Genomic DNA, 17,759 nt, shown 5'->3' with positions numbered 1-17,759 from the left:
TCGTTATCCTACCGGTACCAGCCCTCAGTTCAATTCGATGATGGCGCAGCCGTAGCCTTCAAGCGTCAGTGCACCGGTGATGGCCCTGTCGCTGTCCAGCAGGTTCTTGCCTGACGGGACACCCGTCACCTCGGCGGTCGTGTCCTTGATATTCTGCAGGAAGAGCAGGCGCCTTTCGCCGTTCTCGCGCAATGTCACCTCGACGCCTTCAGGCAGACCGGCAACCAGCGGCGCAACATCCGCGTCCGCAAAGGTACGGGTGGTCAACTGGTGGGTAAGTTCGGGGGTGAGGTAGGTGCCGACATAAAGCACGCGGCCCTTGCCGACGGTGCGGGACGTGATAACGGGCGTGCCCTCGGCATATCGGTTCGACCAGACACCGAGCGCTTCCACATCGCTATCGACGGCAAGGTTCTCGTAGAAATATCCGGCATCGAGTTCCCGGTTGCCGAAGGTGAAGCGCCGGATGCGGCGGCTGGATTCGGCCGGCCTGTCGGGCGGAATGACGAGACCGCCGGAGCGTGTCATGGTGGCGAACAGGCCGTTGGCACCCGGTGCCGCCAGCCGTCCGAAATCCTCGACGCGCACACCGGTGAGCTTAGACAATGACGACCCCGGTGCTGTCTCCCGGATGACGTGGTTGTTGCCGTCGCGGGTCCCGGTGCGGGCACCGATGATGACGGTGCCGCCATTGCGTGCGAAGGTTTCCAGCCGCTCGGTCCAGCCGTCCTTCCAGATAACCCAGTGCGGCACGTAGAAGACCTTCAGCTTCGACAGATCGTCTTCCGGGTGGATGAAGCCACAGGCGATACCGCGGTCATAGCAATATTGATGCAGCAGGATGGCGTCGTCCTGCGGGCTCGGCAGGCCGATCGGAAAGGTCTTGTGGGCTTCCTGGTTGTCGAAATCGGAGCCGGCGATGCCGACATCCATGCGCACCCATGTACCGAGGATCTTGTCCTTCAGCGCCGTCATTTCGGTTGCGAACTGCTTTGCTTCGTCATAGCGGTGGCGGGCGACGTCGTCATGATCGATGACGCCCATCCAGTAGATCTCGGCGCCGAAATGGGCGGGCCGCCAGCGGAAGAACATCACCCCGTCGGCGCCGCGTGCAACGGAAGACATCGCCATGCGGCGCATCTCGCCGGGTTCCGGCGTCAGCGTGCAGAAACCCGGCTGGGCGCCAAAGCCCGACTGCTGTTCCGGCACGATATAGTTGCCCGAAAAGCCGCGGCAGACGTCGAGATGCAAGGCTTGCGCCTTCGCATGATCGCCGAACCGGAAGAACTCGTCATAGAGGAACGGATAGATATCGTAGCCGACGAAATCGAGATCGGTCGAGAACTGGCCGCGAAAGTCGATATCGCGCAGGCCGCCGAGATTGTGGAAGATGAACCAGTCCTTGTTGGTGGCCCGCAGGATCTCGACCTGATCGTGCTGGAAGCGCGCGGTCGAAAACGCGAGGAAGCGATGGTAGTCCTGCAGGTGGCCGGGGCCGGGAAAGGTCGGGGCGAAGTCCTGTGGGAAGACGACCTGGCTGAAATCGTCGTAAGCCGTCGCCCAGAAGTCGCCGCCCCAGGCGAAGTTGAGCTTGTCGATCGTCTTGTAGGTGTCCTGCAGATAGGCCTGGAATTCCTTCAGCGCGGAGGGCGAATAGGATTCCGGCATGCTGGTGTTGAGTTCGTTGTCCGTCTGCCAGCCGATGACATGCGGATTGTCGCGGTAGTGCTCCGCCATCGCCTGCGTGATCTTGCGGCTATACGCGCGAAAGATCGTGCTCGACGTATCGGCGTGCTGGCGCGAACCGTGGCTCATTGATCTTCCGTTGCCGTCGAGCCGCAGGATCTCCGGGTGTTTGACCGTCAGCCAGCGCGGCGGCGTCGCGGTCGGGGTGCAGAGGATTGTCTTGATGCCGTGGCGGCCAAGGCCAGCGATCGCCCGGTCGAACAGGTCGAAATCGAAGGTGCCTTCGTGCGGTTCGAAGATGTGCCAGGCGAATTCGCCGAGGCGGGCGGTATTGAAGCCGGCTTGCGCCATGCGGCGGGCGTCATTGTCCCAATAGCTTTCGTCCACATGCTCGGGATAATGCGGCGTGCCGACCAGAAACGTGTCGGTGTCGATGGTGCGCCAGACGGAGAGGGCACGCGAAGTCTTGGTCATGAAAATGCTCCTGAAATGGCAGGTCAGTCGGCGAGGATGGATTTGCGGGTGCTGATCGTCCGCGCCGCGCCGGAGGAAAACAGATAGACGTCGCGCGGATCGATGCTGAGACCGATGGCGGCGTCTGCGAAGATGGCGGTGACATGGCCGATCTGCACGGTGACAGTCCCGTTGCCGCTTTCGGAGCTGACGCATTGCAGCGGACCGGCATCGACATAGAGGATGGTTTCACGGCCAAGATGCTCGACCAGCCGGACTTGTCCGGAGAAGGTTGCCGTTGCGGGATCGGAAACCACACTCAGGTTTTCCGGGCGGACCCCCATCGTCAATGTGTCGCCCTTCTGAACTGAAGCGCCGTCCGCCAGTTCGATCGACAAAGGCGCGAGGCCAGCCGCCGAGACAGTGGCGCTGCGGCCGGAGACGGAATCCACGGTCACTTCGAAGAAGTTCATCCGCGGCGCTCCGAGGAAACCGGCGACGAAGAGATTGGCGGGGTTGCGGTAGAGTTCCAGTGGCGATCCGACCTGCTCGATCGAGCCGTGATTGAGCACGACGATGCGGCTGGCCATGGTCATCGCCTCGACCTGGTCATGGGTGACGTAGATCATGGTAGCGCCGAGCTTGGCGTGCAGGCTGGAAAGCTCGACGCGCATCTGTGTACGCAGCGCTGCGTCGAGGTTGGAGAGCGGTTCGTCGAACAGGAAGACGTCGGGCGATCGGGTGATCGCCCGGCCGATGGCGACGCGCTGGCGTTGGCCGCCGGAAAGCTGCTTCGGCCGCTTGTCGAGCTGGTCGGTGATGCGCAGGATTTTTGCTGCGCGCAGCACGGCGGCGTCGATCTCGGCTTTCGGCCGGTGCGCCATGCGCAGGCCGAAGCCCATGTTTTCCGCCACCGTCATATGCGGATAGAGCGCATAGGACTGGAACACCATGGCGATGCCGCGCTCTCCCGGTTCGGTGTTGCTGACATCGCGGCCATTGATGAGGATCTGGCCGGACGAGATGGTTTCGAGCCCGGCGATCGTCTTCAGCAGCGTGGACTTGCCGCAGCCGGAGGGGCCGACCATGACAATGAATTCGCCCTGTTCGACGTCAAGGTCGATGCCGCGCAGCGCATGGTAGGCGCCATAGTTCTTCTGGATCTGGCGGAGTTCGAGACTGGTCATGGCATCCTGCTTGGCGATTGCGGTTTCAGGTCTGTCGGTCGAGGCGTGGAGGTGAATATCCGTCATCCCTTGACCGCTCCCATGGTGAGGCCGGCGATGAAGTGCTTCTGCATCAGGAAGAACATGATCACCGGCGGCACGGCGACGATGATGGTTCCGGCCGAAATGAGGTTCCAGGCCGAGACCCATTCGCCGCGCAGGTTGGCAAGGCCGGCCGTGACCGGCTTGACGCTGTCGCTGATGGTGAGCACCACTGCCCAGAAATAATCGTTCCAGATGAAGGTGAAGAGCAGGATGGCAAGAGCCGCCAGCGCCGGTCGCACCAGCGGGATCACCACGTGCACCAGCGTCTGGAACGGTGTTGCACCTTCCGCGCGGGCCGCCTGGAACAGTTCGTCCGGCAGCGCGGCGATGAAGTTGCGCATGAACAGGGTGGCAAAGCCGGTCTGGAAGGCGACATGAAAGATGATCAGCGCCATGGTCGTATCGTAGAGGCCGAGCTTCACCATCAGGTCGCGCACCGGGATCATCATGATCTGGTGCGGCAGGAAGTTGCCGCCGACGAAGAGCGCGAAAACCAGCATATTGCCGGGAAACCGGTATCTGGAAAGCACGAAGCCGGCGAGCGTGCTGAGGATCAGCACGCCGATCACCGACGGGACGGTGATGATGAGGCTGTTGAGGAAATACTGCACCATCGGCGTCTGGGTGAAGACGGCGGTGTAGTTTTCGATCAGGCCGAACTGGGTCGGCCAGCCCCAGAGATTGCCGCCCATCACATCCTGCATCGAGCGGAACGAGGTGAGGATGACGGCAAACAGCGGGCCGAGCCAGACGATCAGGATGCCGACGACGACGGCGACATAGAGGCGGCGCTGCCAGACGGCGGTTTCGGGAATGGGGCGAGGATACATTACGCACCCCTTTCTTCGGCGCGAATGATGCGCGAGAGATACCAGACGATGAAGACGGACATGATCACGAACAGAACCGAGGCGATCGCCGCGCCATAGCCGAACCGGTAGGAAAAGATCGACTGCTCGAACATCTGGTAGGCAAGCACCGAGGACGAACCGAACGGCCCGCCGCTGGTCATCACCGAGATGATGTCGAAGGAGCGAAGCGCGCCGACGACGGTGACGGCAATGGCGATGAAGGTGACCTGTGTCAGCTGCGGCAGCACGATGTGGCGCAGCATGTTCCACCCCTTGGCGCCATCGACTCTCCCGGCGCCAATCAGGTCTTCGCTCAAATTGTTGAGGCCGGCGAGATAGAGAACCATGCAGAACGCGGTCTGCGGCCAGAGCGCCGCAGTGACCACTGCAAAGGTGACGAAATGCTCGTCCGACAACACGGCTGGCGCGGTTGCGCCGAAGAAACGGAAGATGATCGCCAGCAGCCCGAATTGCGGCGTGTAGACCCAGGAAAAGACCACACCGACGGCGACCGAGGCGAGTACCAGCGGAATGAAGAACAGCGATTTCAAAAACCGCATGCCGCGGATCTTCTGGTTGACCAGAAGTGCGATGGCGAGCCCCAGCGGCGGCGCGAGCATGAACATCACCAGCCAGATGAGGTTGTTCTTCAGCGAGACGTAGAACTGCGGATCGTTGAAGAGTTCGCGATAATTGTCGAAGCCGATCCAGATCATCGGGCCGAAGCCGTCCCATTCGTGCAGGCTGATCCACAGGCTCTCGACCGAGGACGCCAGGATGACGACGGAAAACAGAATGGCGGCAGGCATGATCAGGAGCGTCGGTGTCAGCCACCATCGATGGCGGCGCCAAAGGGTCTTCATCCTTGGGGTACCTCATTCACGGTATGGATATGGGCAGGCATCGGGGAGCGGAACAAAGCCCGCTCCCCTCCGCCGGGAGGCGCTAGATCTTGAAGATCCGGCGTCGTGTTCCCTCGAGGCGCTGAAGGATGGCATCGCGGCGTTCCGGCTTTGCCATGAACTCCTGGAAGCCGGTAAGGCCGGCCTGGGCCATGTCCGGATCGGTATCGCGGTCGTAATATTGCGACGTGCCGGCCACCGTCTTCAGGTTTTCCACGGCAGCATTGACCAGCGGGTCCTTGCTGGCCGGAAGGTCGTTGCGTGGTGGAACGTTGCCGCCGGGCTCCAGATAGGCACTGAAGTTTTCCGGCTGGTAGAAGAAGGCGAGGAATTCGCGGGCGCCCACCTTGTTCTTGGCATTGGCCGGAATGTGGACCGAGTTGACCGAAAACTCCTCGTAGCGATCGATGCCTTCGATCTTGGGGAAGGGGGCAAAGGTGAGCTGGCCGACATCCTGTTCCGGGAAGGCGTATTTGACGAAGGCGCCGAGATTCATCATGCCGGCCTTCTTCTGGGCAAGGAAGGCGCCGGCCTCTTGCCAGCCGAACGAGGTATGGTCCGGTGTGAAGAAGCCCTGCTTGATCAGCTCTTCCCAATGGTCGAAGACCGGCTTCAGCGTCGCATCGGTATAGGCCATCTCGCCATTCATCAGGGCAAAATGCTTGTCGAGACCGTTGATGCGCAGGTTCATCTGGTCGAACCAGCCGGCAGCCGGCCAAAGTTCCTTGGTGCCGATCGCGATCGGGGTAAGGCCGGCATCCTTGGATTTCTTGCCATAGGCGAGGAATTCGTCCCAGTTCGTCGGCACAGTCAGGCCATGTTCGTCAAAGACGTCCTTGCGGTAGAACATGCCCCACATGGTGCCGCCGGTCGGCAGGCCGTATTGCTTGCCATCGACGGTGACGGCACCGATGGTGGCGCCCAGAACGTCCTTGTATTTTTCCTTTTCGACGAGATCGGAGATGTCGTCGAAAAGCCCGCGGTTGACGAAGGCCTTCATGCGGTTTCCGGAAAACCAGAAGCAGACATCGGGGGCACCGGCGACCAGGTAGTTGCGGATCGCCGTCTTGTGCGCTTCGTGATCCATATTGTTGATCACGACCTTGGTGCCGGACTGTTTTTCGAAATCCGCGCCGATGCGGCGCAGGATCTCCAGCGCTTTCGCATTGCTTTCCGCCGCGATGACCGTGACCTCAGCCGATTGGGCGAGGGCCGGCGTTGAGAAACCGGTCGTCAGTGCCGCAGCGGAAACGCCGCCGGCAGCCTTGAGGAACGTACGTCTTGTTGATGCCTGTTCAATCCACCTGAATGTCATTGTCACTCCTCCCTGTGTTGTCGCTCTTCACCAATCCCGTCCGTGCGGCCGTTCTCCTCAACGGCCGTTTGCGAGCCCGGCAAGACAAGGCATCTCCTCGGGCAAAGCATATACTTGCCCGCTCCTTTCGGATCGCGATGACATTGCCAGAATGAACCGGATTTAAATTCCGCAGAACCCGGTTCGGGTGTTGATCAATCGGGCAAAGTTATGCATATGTTCCAACCAGAGGCAATAATTAATTTACAAAATAAAGAAAGAATGTTCGTGAAGCTGAAAGGTGACCAGAGCACGGCCCGGGCGATGAACCGCAGACTGATCCTCAATCTGCTGCGGCAGGACGGCGCGCGCAGCCGGGCCGACATCGCCTCGGTGACAGGGCTCAGCCCGGCCGCTGTAACTTTCGTGGTGGCCGATCTGATCGATGAAGGCCTGCTGATCGAGGGCAAGACCGTGGCCGGCTCGACCGGACGCCGTCCCATCCCGATCGATATCGACTACGCCAGCGGCCTCGCGATCGGCTTCAAGCTGATGGTCGGCTCGGTGGAATGCGTCGTCACCGATCTCGCCACCAATCCTTTGGGTTCGCTACGCCTGCCGCTTGCCGGTCACGATCCGGATCATATCGTAGCCGCATTGGCAGAGGCGGTGCCCGAACTGGTGTCGCTCGTCGATCGTCCGGGCGCGCGGCTGGCCGGAATCGGCATCTCCATGCCCGGCGTCATCGACAATCACAAGGCGGTCTGTATCCGTAGCCATCGCTACAATTGGGACAATGTCCCGCTCGGCCGCATGCTGGCCGAGCGTGCCAATGTTCCCGTCTGGCTGGAGGACGATACCAACGCCTACGCGATTGCCCAGCAACTGTTCGGCCTCGGGCGCCAGCATCGCAACATGGCCGTGCTGGCGATCGGCGTCGGCATCAGTTGCGCGCTGGTCTTCGAGGGCAAACTCTATCGCGGCGCCAACGGGGCGGCCGGCAAGTTTGGCCATACCTCCTTTGAGGAAAACGGTCGTCTGTGCGAATGCGGCAAGCGCGGCTGTCTCATGGCCTATTATGCCGAGCCGGCGATCCTCAGCACATGGCGCAACGCCACCGGTCGTGGCGAGGTGGCGGGCAGGTCCGAGCTTCTGGCTGCCTTGAAGACTGGTGAGCCACAGGCGATCGCTGTCCTGGAAGAGGCAGGAAACGGCATCGGCCGTCATCTCGCCAATCTCGTCAACATCACCGATCCGGAGGTCATCCTCGTCGGCGGCGAGGCGGTATCCTTTGGCGACGCGCTGTTCGGTCCGCTGCGCGCAGCGCTCGAGAAAAACACGTTCCGCGCTCCACCGCCGGTTCTGCCGGACTGGGAGGACAACTCCTGGGCAAGGGGAGCCGCGGCGTTGGTCACCCAGAAGATATTCGATTTCGAAACCTCGGCCGGCAACGCGGCGCCGTCACTGGATCAAGGCCGCGCACCGGGCAAGGAGCAGCGCCAGCCTTTATAGTTTGTATGGCTTATCCCGTTTGCACCGGTATCAACCCTATCGAGGCGAGATCAGGCGGCGGACGAAGCCGCCACGCTCTGCGTTTCCACCCGCCCAGCTTAACGGATCGCCAAAGGCTTTCTCCGGCATGTGCCTGTTGGCGAGGCCACAGAAAGGCGCTTCATCGGCGCTCTTGCCGAATCGTTTCTCGGCATACAGCATTGGCTATCCACTCCAAGGGAAATGCCCGAATGACATCCTATCCCATGAATCTTCGCGGTTTGATCGGAAACCGCTTGCTCCTGCTCCCCTCGGTTGCTGCCGCCATCCACGATCACGCGGGCAATCTGCTTCTGCAGGAGAAGGCCTCGGGCGAAGGGTGGAGTCTGCCTGCTGGTGCAATCGAGCCAGGCGAAACGCCGCAGGAAGCCATCATTCGAGAGGTGATGGAAGAGACCGGTCTTGTCGTCACCCCAACCGCCATTCTCGGCGTTTTCGGCGGAAGGGAGTTTCGGTACACGTATCCAAATGGCGATCAGGTCGAATACGTCGTCACTTTGTTCGGATGCCGGGTTCTTGAAGATCAAGGTTCGTGGACGGACAGCGAGACAAGATCGCTTGGATATTTCGCGCGGGACGACATGCCGCCGCTCGCATTGCCCTATCCTTTGTCCGCTCTCTTTTCATAGATATTTCCACCTGGCGATGCGCTGGCTGGCGCGTGCGTTGGGAACCGGCGGCACCGCTTTCGCGGCTTTGCCTTTGAAATGTCCTAATGAAAGGTAAATTGTGCACTGTCTATTGCTGCATTTACCAACCGGACGGCCGGGTTACCATTGCACCGGTCACGGATTGAGGGGGAAAGAATGATGAAGAAGACACTTGCGATGGCGCTTGCCACTGCGTCGCTGGCTTTCGTTGGTTCGACAGCTGTTCGCGCAGCCGATTTGGCAGAGAGTGCGCCCGCTCCCAGCTATGAAGAGGGCGATGTGCGTGGCGGCGTGAAGATCGGTTACCTCGAATGCGATATCGGCGGTGGCGCCGGTTACGTTCTCGGCTCGGCCAAGGAGGTCGATTGCACCTTCCATTCGAGCGTCGGCAGGGAGCGTACGGATCATTATACCGGCACGGTCAGAAAGCTTGGCGTCGATCTGGGCTTCACGACGCGTAGCAGGCTCGTCTGGGCCGTTCTGGCACCGACAGCCGGTTATCATCAAGGTTCGCTGAGCGGCATCTACCAGGGTGCCAGCGCCGAAGCGACGATTGGCGCCGGTGTCGGCGCCAACGTTCTGGTTGGCGGCACGTCGGGTTCGATCCATCTGCAGTCGATCAGCGTGACCGGCCAGCTCGGCCTCAACATCGCCGCCGGCGGTGCATCGATGACGCTCACCTCCGCGAACTGAGCCATTCGTGTCATGCCCTTCCGCTTCAGCGGAAGGGCAATGGCTTTCGCTCGAAAGCCATGCGTAGCGTCTGCCAATTCAATCCGCCAGTTCTGCATTCCCGGTGCGCAGGCTTTTGGGCCTGAGCAGGCGTAGAGATTTGCCGCCTGGATCGCTTTGAAGCTGCAACACGCGGGTGAAGAAGCGGTCGCCGGATGCCATCCTGCCAATATTGACGATTGCCGCATTGCCAAGCTCCTGTTCCAGGAAGCTCAGAACGGTGTTGTATGCGTCGCGCTCCAGCGTATCGAGCGCCTCATCGATGATCACCCAGCGCGGTTTGTGCAGGCCAAGCCGTGCGATGGCAAGCAGCCTGATCTCAAGTTCGTTGAGCTTCAGTCTTGTCCGCATGTCCTGATCGAGGTGATTGTTCAGCTTGCCAAGACCGACCTTGGACAACACCGAGACCATGTCCGCCTTTTTGAAACTGCCGGGGTTATTGGGGTAGGAGAGCACTTCTTCCAATGTGCCGGGCGGAAAATAGGGCGTTCGGGGTACGAAGGCCATGCCGTCGCCTTCTGGCAGGGCGATGCGGCCATGCCCCCACGGCCAGAGCCCGGCGATGGAACGGAAGAACGGCGCCTTTTCCACGTCCGACGCGCTGGTCACGAGGACCCGGTCGCCCGGGGCGATTTCGACATGAGGTTCCGCCAGCTTGATACATCCGGAAGGCAACGCGATTTCAAGGCGGTCGATCGTCAACCGGTGGCCGTCGGTCTTTGCAAACTCGATGCGCTTGTCGTTTTCGTGCCGTTCGTCTGTAGCCAGGATCGCAGAACGGAAGGCGGCCACCCGCAGCAGGGTCGCCCGCCAGTCGGCGATGCTGTCGATGTTGTCGACGAACCAGCGCAGTGAGGCGTGCACCTGGTTGAAGGCGCCGACGGCCATCATCAGGCCACCGAAACTGAGATCGCCGGCAAAATAGACCGGGGCTGCGATGACGATGGGTGCAACGACCGTGATCCAGCCATAACCGGCCGTCACCCATGTCAGCCGGGTCAGGGCAAGCATCAGGCTCTGGCTGATTTCCAGGACGGAGGAGAGGTCGCGCTGGAGACGGCGCTTTTCGTTGGCTTCGCCCGAGGAAAGCGAGACGGCTTCAATATGCTCGTTGACCCGCATCAGCGAGAACCGCAACACCGCTTCCCGGGCGTAGTGTTCGCCGTTGAGCTTGACCAGCGGGCGGCCGACGAACCAGCTCAAGGTGGCTGCCGTGCCGGCGTAGAGGAACGCGGCCCAGACCATATAGCCGGGAATATCGATGTTGTAGCCGCCGATATGAAAGACGAAGCCGGTGGAAAGCGACCAGAGGACACCGATGAAACTGGCAAGCAGGATGCCCGACTGCAACAGGCCGATGGTAAGACCGGCCGTCAGATCGGCGAGATGGCGCGCGTCCTCGTGTATCCGCTGGTCCGGATTGATGCCGATGGCGCCGGCATTGGCGAGACGGAAGGCGCGGGCCGGCTGCATCCATTCCTTGATGAGGTCCAGCGTCAGGCCTTCCCGCAGCTTGATCCGGATCCATTGGCTGAGCCAGGTTTGCAGCACATTGAGGATCAGAAGCGTGCCGGCAATCTCGGCAAAGGTGATGAATTGCAACAGAAAGGCCGAGAGATCGCGCCGCTCCAGGGTATCATAGAAAGGCTTGTACCATCTGTTGAGCAGAATCTGGCCGAACGACGTTGCCAGGATGACTGTGACGATACCAACTGCGAGCCAGACGATCGCCTGGCGGACAGGCGAAGCGATGAAAGCCCTCTGCATCATTCGCAACTGTTCGCGAAATGGCTGTTCGTCGTCTGTCTCTGCGGGTGGGGTGTTCTGACCGTTTTTTTGATGCGACATCGGCGCGAATCTCTCCAACACGGTGTTGACCTGCCAAATATAGCGCGTCCGAGGCGCTCCCCCTATCGAAGAATATGAGCGGAATGTGTTGCAAGGCTGTCCAACCGATCCGGCTGCTGGTCGATGCCGCGAATTGGATGCCGGATAGTCCCGGCTTATCCTTCGCTGAGCTTGCGATGGACAAAGGCCTTGGCAGTGGCAATCGCGGTTGCAAGGCTGTCGCCAAAAGCCAGGCGCGCGGCAATCGCGCTCGCCAGCATGCAGCCGGTGCCGCGCATCGAGGCCTCAAGGCGCGGTGCCGCGAAGGATTGATCGGCCCGATCCGGCTGTATGAGGATATCGACGGATTCCATTCCATCGTCGTGACCGCCCTTGACAAGCACCGCTCGCACACCGGCCGCAATCAGGCGCCGCGCCTGACCGGCCGCATTCTCTCTTGCTCCAGCCGTTTCAACCGCCGTCAGCCGTGAAAGTTCCGGTAGATTCGGCGTGATCAGCGTGCAAGACCCAAACAGATCGCGCAGTGCAGCCATCGAGCCCGGTGTCAGAAGCATACCGCCGGAGGTGGAGACCAGAACAGGATCGAGCACCACCGGAATGTCCGGATGATTCGCCAGTACCTTGGCAACAGCCTCGATTGTTGCTGTTGTTGCCAGCATGCCGATCTTGATCGCGGTGACCGGATTGGCCGTCAGCGCCGCATGCATCTGTTGGACAACCCGGTCGGGGGGGATAGTTTCGACGTGAAGAACGTCTCGATGGGTCTGGGCGGTGACGGCGGTGATCGCGACCGACGCCTTTATCCCAAAGGCTGCCAGCGTCTCGATGTCGCGGACAATGCCGGCGCCGCCCGAGGAATCGGACCCAGCCACGACAAGCATATGCGGTGTACTGCGCGTCATCTGAAACGGGCCGTCCGTTCGATCCATTCCAGTGTCCGCGCCTCCGGATCGGCATGGAGGGTAATATCGGTCACGACGGCGGCGCAGTCGGCGCCATGGGCAAAAACGCTATCGATACGGTCGGCATTGATGCCGCCGATCGCCACAAGGGGCAGGGGGCCGATCCGCGCTTTCCAGTCCCGCAGCCTGTCCAGTCCCTGCGGTTCCCACTTCATCTTTTTGAGGATCGTCGGCCAGACCGGCCCAAGCGCCACATAGTCGGGCGCGGCTGCAAGCGCCGTTTCCAGCTCCGTTTCGTCATGCGTCGAGAGCCCGAGCTTGAGGCCCGCGGCGCGGATGGCGGCAATATCGGCCCCGGCCAGATCTTCCTGGCCGAGATGGACGAAATCGCAGCCCTCATCGATGGCCAGCTGCCAGTAGTCGTTGATGATGAGCTGGCAGCCATGTTCCGCGCAGATCGCTTTCGCGTGGCGGATTTCGCGACGCAACTGCCTCGCGTCGCAATCCTTCATGCGCAGCTGCACCAGCTTTACGCCGAGCGGCACGAGGCGGTCGATCCACTCTGCGCTATCGACGATCAGGTAGAAGGGATCGAGCTTCATGAAAACACCGCCTTGCCGATGATCGGTGTCGAGGGAACAGCCATGTCGCGCGGCTCCAGCATGCCTGCCTGAAAGGCGGTGCGGCCGGCCTCGATTGCGCCGGTGAAGGCAGCGGCCATGGCGGCCGGATCGGCAGCCCCGGCGACGGCGGTGTTTAAAAGCACGGCGTCAAAGCCAAGCTCCATGACCGTTGCGGCGTGAGAAGGCCTGCCGATACCGGCATCGACGATCAGCGGGACGTCCGGAAAATTGGCGCGCATGGTTCGCAGCGCGGACAGATTGACCGGGCCCATGGCCGAGCCGATCGGCGCGCACCAGGGCATCAGCACCGCGCAGCCCGCCTCCAGCAGCCGCTCCGCCACCACCAGATCGTCGGTGGTGTAAGGAAAGACCTTGAAGCCCTCGTTGCTCAGGATGCGTGCCGCCTCCACCAGCCCGAACACATCCGGCTGCAACGTGTCATGATTGCCGATCACCTCGAGCTTGATCCAGTCCGTGGCAAAGACGTCGCGTGCCATCTTTGCCGTCAACACGGCTTCCGAGACGGTGTGGCAGCCTGCAGTGTTGGGCAGAACCCTGACACCGAGCGTGCGGATCAGTTCGGAAAAAGCGCCGCCGGTGCGGCTGCCCGCTGTCTCCCGGCGCAACGACACGGTGATGATCTCCGTCTTCGATGCGCGCACTGCATCCGCAAGAATGGCAGGAGAGGGATAGCGGGCCGTTCCCAGCAGAAGGCGGGAGGCGACGGAGGTTCCATAGAGTTCGAGCATGATCAGCCTCCCTGCATCGGCGAAAGGATCTCGATGCGGTCTCGGTCGTTCAGTGCAAAGGCCTCGCGATCGTCCCGATGCACCAGCTCGCCGTTGACGGCCGTCGCCAGCCAGTCGCCTTCGTATTCCAGCGCGGTCAGCAGCTCCGAAAGGATGGATATATCGGTCTGATGGTCTTCGCCGTTGATCGTCAGTTTCATCGGCTTGCTCCAATCTTCAGGTGAGTGGCGGTTTTGCGTTCGGTTGCTGCAGCCGGTTTGAACGGCCCGGTGGACGGCAGGTGTTTTGTCTTCGAAGGCGAGATGATTTGTGTTGCAACGTCCCTGGCGACGGATGGCGCAAGCAGGAACCCATGCCGATAGAAGCCGTTGACACGGATGGTCCTCCCATCGACCCCGATGCGGGGTAGATTGTCCGGGTAGGACGGGCGCACGCCGGTGCCGGTTTCGATCACCCGGGCTTCGCCGAAAGACGGGTGAAGCGCATAAGTCGCGTTCAGAAGCTCCATCAGCGACCGGGCGCTGATCGGTCCGTCGTCGGCGCTTTCGATCATAGTCGCGCCGACCATGAAGCGGCCATCGCTGCGCGGCACGATATAGAGCGGAATGCGCGGATGCAGCAGCCGGACCGGGCGCGACAGCGTCACCTCCGGTGTTTGCAGCATCAGCATCTCGCCGCGCACGCCGCGCAGATCCTCCGCTTGGCCGATCGCACTTGCCCCGGTGCAATCGATGACACAATCGAACCCGGCATCCGGAAAGTCCATGGCGGCGTTGAAATGGAACCGCACGCCCATCGCCGCCAGTTTTCCATGCAGGGCGTTTAACGCCCGCCTCGGGTCGAGATGTGCTTCGCCGCGAAAGAGCAATGCCTTGCGGAACCGTCCGGCAAGGCCCGGTTCCAGGGCGTCGATGTCATCCGCATCCAGCCAGTCGAAACCCGATGTGCGGTCTGCAAAGCGGGTCAGTTCGGCCGTATCGCGTGGTGGCGCCACCACCAATGTGCCCTTGCGGGTGACATGACCGGGCAGGGCCGCATCCCACCAGTCGGCTGCACCGCGCCCGAGCGTGAGGACCGTTTCGGGCGCACTTTCGCGCTCGCACCAGGGCGCCAGCATGCCGCCGGCAAACCACGAGGCTCCACCGCCGGGCCGTGACGACGTTTCGGCCAATTCGACCGCGACGCCCTTCGCCGCCAGTTCATGGGCAAGCGTGAGGCCGGCAACGCCGGCCCCCCTGATCAGGACGCGCATGCTCACTCTCCCGCGGGTGGAACGGGTCCGGTTTTGGGGAGCGGCATATAGAGATCGCCGCCCGCCTGGAATTTCGCGGCCATCGCCTCAAGGCCTTCCTTCTGCGCTTCGGCCCGGATGTCGTGCGAGATCTTCATCGAGCAGAATTTCGGCCCGCACATCGAGCAGAAATGCGCCACCTTGTGGGCTTCCTTCGGCAGGGTCTCGTCATGGAAGGAGCGTGCCGTTTCCGGATCGAGCGACAGGTTGAACTGGTCTTCCCAGCGGAACTCGAAACGGGCCCGTGACAGCGCGTCATCGCGAAGTTGGGCGGCGGGATGCCCCTTGGCAAGATCGGCGGCATGGGCGGCGATCTTGTAGGTGATCACGCCGACCTTGACGTCGTTGCGATCGGGCAGGCCCAGATGCTCCTTCGGCGTGACGTAGCAGAGCATCGCCGTGCCGAACCAGCCGATCATCGCAGCCCCGATGCCCGAGGTGATGTGGTCGTAGCCGGGGGCGATATCGGTGGTCAGCGGCCCCAGCGTATAGAACGGCGCCTCGCCACAGACCTCCAGCTGCTTGTCCATGTTTTCCTTGATCTTGTGCATCGGCACATGGCCGGGGCCTTCGATCATCACCTGGCAATCCTTCGCCCAGGCGATCTGGGTGAGTTCGCCGAGCGTTTCGAGTTCGGCAAATTGCGCGGCGTCATTGGCATCGGCGATCGAGCCGGGACGCAAGCCGTCGCCGAGCGAGAACGTGACGTCATAGGCGCGGGCAATGTCGCAGATTTCGTCGAAATGCTCGTAGAGAAAGCTTTCCTTGTGGTGATGAAGACACCACTTGGCCATGATCGAGCCGCCGCGCGAGACGATGCCGGTGACACGGTTGACGGTGAGCGGAATGTAGGAGAGCCGGACGCCGGCATGGATGGTGAAATAGTCGACGCCCTGTTCGGCCTGCTCGATCAGCGTATCGCGGTAGACCTCCCAGGTCAGGTCCTCGGCAATGCCGTTGACCTTCTCCAGTGCCTGGTAGAGCGGTACGGTGCCGATCGGCACCGGCGAATTGCGGATGATCCATTCGCGGATATTGTGGATGTTGCGGCCGGTCGACAGGTCCATGACGGTATCGGCGCCCCAGCGCGTCGCCCAGACCATTTTCTCGACCTCTTCGGCCATCGAGGAGGTGACGGCGGAGTTGCCGATATTGGCGTTGATCTTCACCAGGAAATTCCGGCCGATGATCATCGGTTCGGATTCCGGATGGTTGATATTGGCTGGGATGACAGCCCGTCCGCGGGCGATTTCCTGGCGGACGAACTCCGGCGTCACGTGGTCCGGAATGCTGGCGCCGAAGCTTTCGCCGTCGCGCACCAACGCGCCTTTCGGGACCTTGCGGCCGAGGTTTTCGCGGATGGCGATATATTCCATCTCCGGCGTGATGATCCCGGCGCGGGCATAGGCAAGCTGGGTGACGGCCTTGCCGTCCTTGGCCTTCAGCGGCCGGTTGCGGATCGGAAATTCCGGCGTCAGCCGCTCGCCGGTGGCAAACCCATTGTCTTCGGGTTTGACGTGCCGGCCGTCATAGGCCTCGACGTCATCGCGGGCGGTGACCCAGGCCTGGCGCTGGCGGGGCAGGCCGGCATCGATCGAGACGAGATGCGCCGGATCCGTATAGGGGCCGGAGGGATCGTAGACGGTGACAGGTGGTTCGCCCGATGTCGGATGCACGGAAATCTCGCGCATGGGCACACGGATATCCGGGTGCAGGTCTCCCGGGATATGCACCTTGCGGGAGGCCGGCAGCGGGCCGGTGGTGACTGTGGGAGTAATGTTCTTTGCGGCAATAGTCATGGTTGAGGCTCCAAAGGTTGGAGACCCAGTCATCAGAGCCGGAATGATGAAAAGACGCTGACGCGAATCCGCGTGCGGAATCCGAGTCGCTACAGCGCTTGCACCGTCCCTACGCCAGTATGAACTGGATCAGGTTCAACGGGTCACTGCGCTGAATGAAGGCGGCATGGCCGCTTTTCACCCCAGCAGAATCTCAGCCCCTTGTCGGGACCCCCCTGGTGAATGCGCCAATCTAGGCACAGTTTTGGACGGAGCGTCAAGAGCCGTTCAGCGCGACACCTTCAGCCGGCCTTTGCTTCGGGCCCGCAGGCTGTGAAGATGTCCAATGATTACAAACGCGGCCTCGACAGCGCTGCGGTAGCAAATTATCTATAAAAAATGACCTCGACGAGCGAAGACACGATTGCCAGCCGCATCAGCCGCATCCTTGCCGACAGGATCGTGACCGGACAACTTGATCCGGGCACGAAGCTGCGGCAGGACCATATCGCGGAAGAATTCGGCACGAGCCATGTGCCTGTGCGCGAAGCCTTCCGCCGGCTGGAGGCGCAGGGGCTTGCGGTCAGCGAGCCGCGCCGCGGCGTGCGGGTGGCTTCCTTCAATCTCGAGGAGGTTCGCGAGGTCGCGCAGATGCGCGCGGCGCTGGAAGTGCTGGCGCTTCGGCACGCAGCGCCGCATCTCACACCATCGATCCTCGACCTGGCCGAGGAGGCGACCGTCGCCGGCGACAATTCAGTCGACGTCCGCTCGTGGGAAGAGGCCAACCGGCGCTTTCACACCCTGATCGTCACGCCTTGCGGCATGCCGCGCCTGCTGGCTGCGATTGGCGACCTGCACGCCGCCAGCGCCCGTTTCCTGTTCGCCAGCTGGCGATCGGAATGGGAAGTGCGCACCGATCACGATCATCGTGCGATCCTGACCTTCCTGCGTCAGGGCAATGTCGAAAATGCCGCTGCTGTTCTGGAGCGTCACGTCCAGTGGATCGGACAAAAGCCGGTCCGCAATGCGTCCGGCACAACACGCGACGCCTTCGCCATCGTCGGCTGATATCCGGCGCTCAGCTTCTGTTTTTGCCGTTTGTCCGCTTGGCATTTGCGAATGCTGGGTCGCGCCATGGTGATGGAATTCCTCTCAGGATTGAATGATTTCGAAGGCCT

Annotated in this window: 16 protein-coding genes, 1 pseudogene and 1 riboswitch; of the genes and pseudogenes, 4 read left to right on the top strand and 13 right to left on the bottom strand. The window is 61.7% G+C overall.

The genetic code is table 11. From position 1 onward, the window contains the following. Positions 1 to 24: 24 nt before the first annotated feature. From ADU59_RS02175 to ADU59_RS02155, 5 genes are all read right to left on the bottom strand, one after another. Positions 25 to 2,160 (bottom strand): beta-galactosidase, encoded by a 2,136-nt coding sequence (locus ADU59_RS02175; RefSeq protein ID WP_068951245.1) that lies wholly within the window; start codon positions 2,158 to 2,160, stop codon positions 25 to 27. A 23-nt stretch (positions 2,161 to 2,183) separates the two neighbouring features. After that, positions 2,184 to 3,326 (bottom strand): ABC transporter ATP-binding protein, encoded by a 1,143-nt coding sequence (locus tag ADU59_RS02170; protein WP_068952502.1) that lies wholly within the window; start codon positions 3,324 to 3,326, stop codon positions 2,184 to 2,186. Between the two features lie 62 nt (positions 3,327 to 3,388). Next, positions 3,389 to 4,240, bottom strand: a complete 852-nt coding sequence (locus tag ADU59_RS30185; protein ID WP_068951243.1) for a carbohydrate ABC transporter permease — start codon at positions 4,238 to 4,240, stop codon at positions 3,389 to 3,391. Next, positions 4,240 to 5,124 (bottom strand): carbohydrate ABC transporter permease, encoded by an 885-nt coding sequence (locus ADU59_RS02160; protein ID WP_068951241.1) that lies wholly within the window; start codon positions 5,122 to 5,124, stop codon positions 4,240 to 4,242. Before ADU59_RS02160 ends, ADU59_RS30185 begins: the two co-directional genes overlap by 1 nt. 82 nt (positions 5,125 to 5,206) lie before the next feature. Beyond that, positions 5,207 to 6,478 (bottom strand): ABC transporter substrate-binding protein, encoded by a 1,272-nt coding sequence (locus ADU59_RS02155; RefSeq protein ID WP_068951239.1) that lies wholly within the window; start codon positions 6,476 to 6,478, stop codon positions 5,207 to 5,209. A gap of 267 nt (positions 6,479 to 6,745) precedes the next feature. Between ADU59_RS02155 and ADU59_RS02150 the strand changes: the two genes are divergently transcribed. Continuing rightward, complete coding sequence (locus ADU59_RS02150) at positions 6,746 to 7,969, top strand: ROK family transcriptional regulator (protein WP_068952500.1); 1,224 nt, start codon at positions 6,746 to 6,748, stop codon at positions 7,967 to 7,969. 36 nt (positions 7,970 to 8,005) lie between these two features. On the opposite strand, the gene ADU59_RS30540 is transcribed toward ADU59_RS02150, so the two are convergent. Continuing rightward, positions 8,006 to 8,170 carry a hypothetical protein gene (locus tag ADU59_RS30540; RefSeq protein ID WP_158515691.1) on the bottom strand — a complete coding sequence of 55 codons (165 nt, stop codon included), beginning with the start codon at positions 8,168 to 8,170 and terminating at the stop codon, positions 8,006 to 8,008. 29 nt (positions 8,171 to 8,199) lie between these two features. Between ADU59_RS30540 and ADU59_RS02145 the strand changes: the two genes are divergently transcribed. Continuing rightward, positions 8,200 to 8,637 carry an NUDIX domain-containing protein gene (locus ADU59_RS02145; protein ID WP_068951238.1) on the top strand — a complete coding sequence of 146 codons (438 nt, stop codon included), beginning with the start codon at positions 8,200 to 8,202 and terminating at the stop codon, positions 8,635 to 8,637. Between the two features lie 180 nt (positions 8,638 to 8,817). Beyond that, the gene (locus ADU59_RS02140) at positions 8,818 to 9,351 is read left to right on the top strand and encodes a DUF992 domain-containing protein (RefSeq protein ID WP_068951236.1); all 534 of its coding nucleotides are present in this window, start codon (positions 8,818 to 8,820) and stop codon (positions 9,349 to 9,351) included. Positions 9,352 to 10,170: 819 nt separating this feature from the next. Here ADU59_RS02140 and ADU59_RS31430 read toward each other — a convergent pair. The 7 genes and pseudogenes from ADU59_RS31430 to thiC form a co-directional block, all read right to left on the bottom strand. Then, positions 10,171 to 11,157, bottom strand: a pseudogene (locus ADU59_RS31430) (ABC transporter ATP-binding protein/permease); the annotation flags it as partial. A gap of 236 nt (positions 11,158 to 11,393) precedes the next feature. Further along, positions 11,394 to 12,140 carry a bifunctional hydroxymethylpyrimidine kinase/phosphomethylpyrimidine kinase gene (thiD, locus tag ADU59_RS02130; protein ID WP_068951232.1) on the bottom strand — a complete coding sequence of 249 codons (747 nt, stop codon included), beginning with the start codon at positions 12,138 to 12,140 and terminating at the stop codon, positions 11,394 to 11,396. Beyond that, positions 12,137 to 12,742, bottom strand: a complete 606-nt coding sequence (locus ADU59_RS02125) for a thiamine phosphate synthase (protein WP_068951230.1) — start codon at positions 12,740 to 12,742, stop codon at positions 12,137 to 12,139. Before ADU59_RS02125 ends, thiD begins: the two co-directional genes overlap by 4 nt. Continuing rightward, positions 12,739 to 13,512: a thiazole synthase gene (locus ADU59_RS02120; protein WP_068951228.1), complete on the bottom strand. Its 774-nt coding sequence runs from the start codon at positions 13,510 to 13,512 to the stop codon at positions 12,739 to 12,741. The genes ADU59_RS02125 and ADU59_RS02120 overlap by 4 nt, the downstream gene beginning before the upstream one ends. A gap of 2 nt (positions 13,513 to 13,514) precedes the next feature. Further along, entirely contained in the window at positions 13,515 to 13,712 is a 198-nt protein-coding gene (gene thiS / locus ADU59_RS02115) for a sulfur carrier protein ThiS (protein WP_068951226.1), read from the bottom strand. Next, positions 13,709 to 14,764: a glycine oxidase ThiO gene (gene thiO / locus ADU59_RS02110; protein ID WP_068951224.1), complete on the bottom strand. Its 1,056-nt coding sequence runs from the start codon at positions 14,762 to 14,764 to the stop codon at positions 13,709 to 13,711. The genes thiS and thiO overlap by 4 nt, the downstream gene beginning before the upstream one ends. A gap of 2 nt (positions 14,765 to 14,766) precedes the next feature. Further along, positions 14,767 to 16,602 (bottom strand): phosphomethylpyrimidine synthase ThiC, encoded by a 1,836-nt coding sequence (gene thiC, locus ADU59_RS02105; RefSeq protein WP_068951222.1) that lies wholly within the window; start codon positions 16,600 to 16,602, stop codon positions 14,767 to 14,769. Positions 16,603 to 16,690: 88 nt separating this feature from the next. Then, a riboswitch (TPP riboswitch) is annotated at positions 16,691 to 16,829 on the bottom strand. A gap of 151 nt (positions 16,830 to 16,980) precedes the next feature. Here thiC and ADU59_RS02100 point away from each other — a divergent pair. Further along, on the top strand, positions 16,981 to 17,649 hold the full coding sequence (locus ADU59_RS02100) for a GntR family transcriptional regulator (RefSeq protein WP_068951220.1): 669 nt from the start codon (positions 16,981 to 16,983) through the stop codon (positions 17,647 to 17,649). Positions 17,650 to 17,759 lie beyond the last annotated feature (110 nt).

This window comes from Pararhizobium polonicum (assembly GCF_001687365.1).
Classification (GTDB): domain Bacteria; phylum Pseudomonadota; class Alphaproteobacteria; order Rhizobiales; family Rhizobiaceae; genus Pararhizobium; species Pararhizobium polonicum.
The sequence above is the reverse complement of the archived record's forward strand: the minus strand, read 5'-3'. Positions and strand labels throughout refer to the sequence as shown.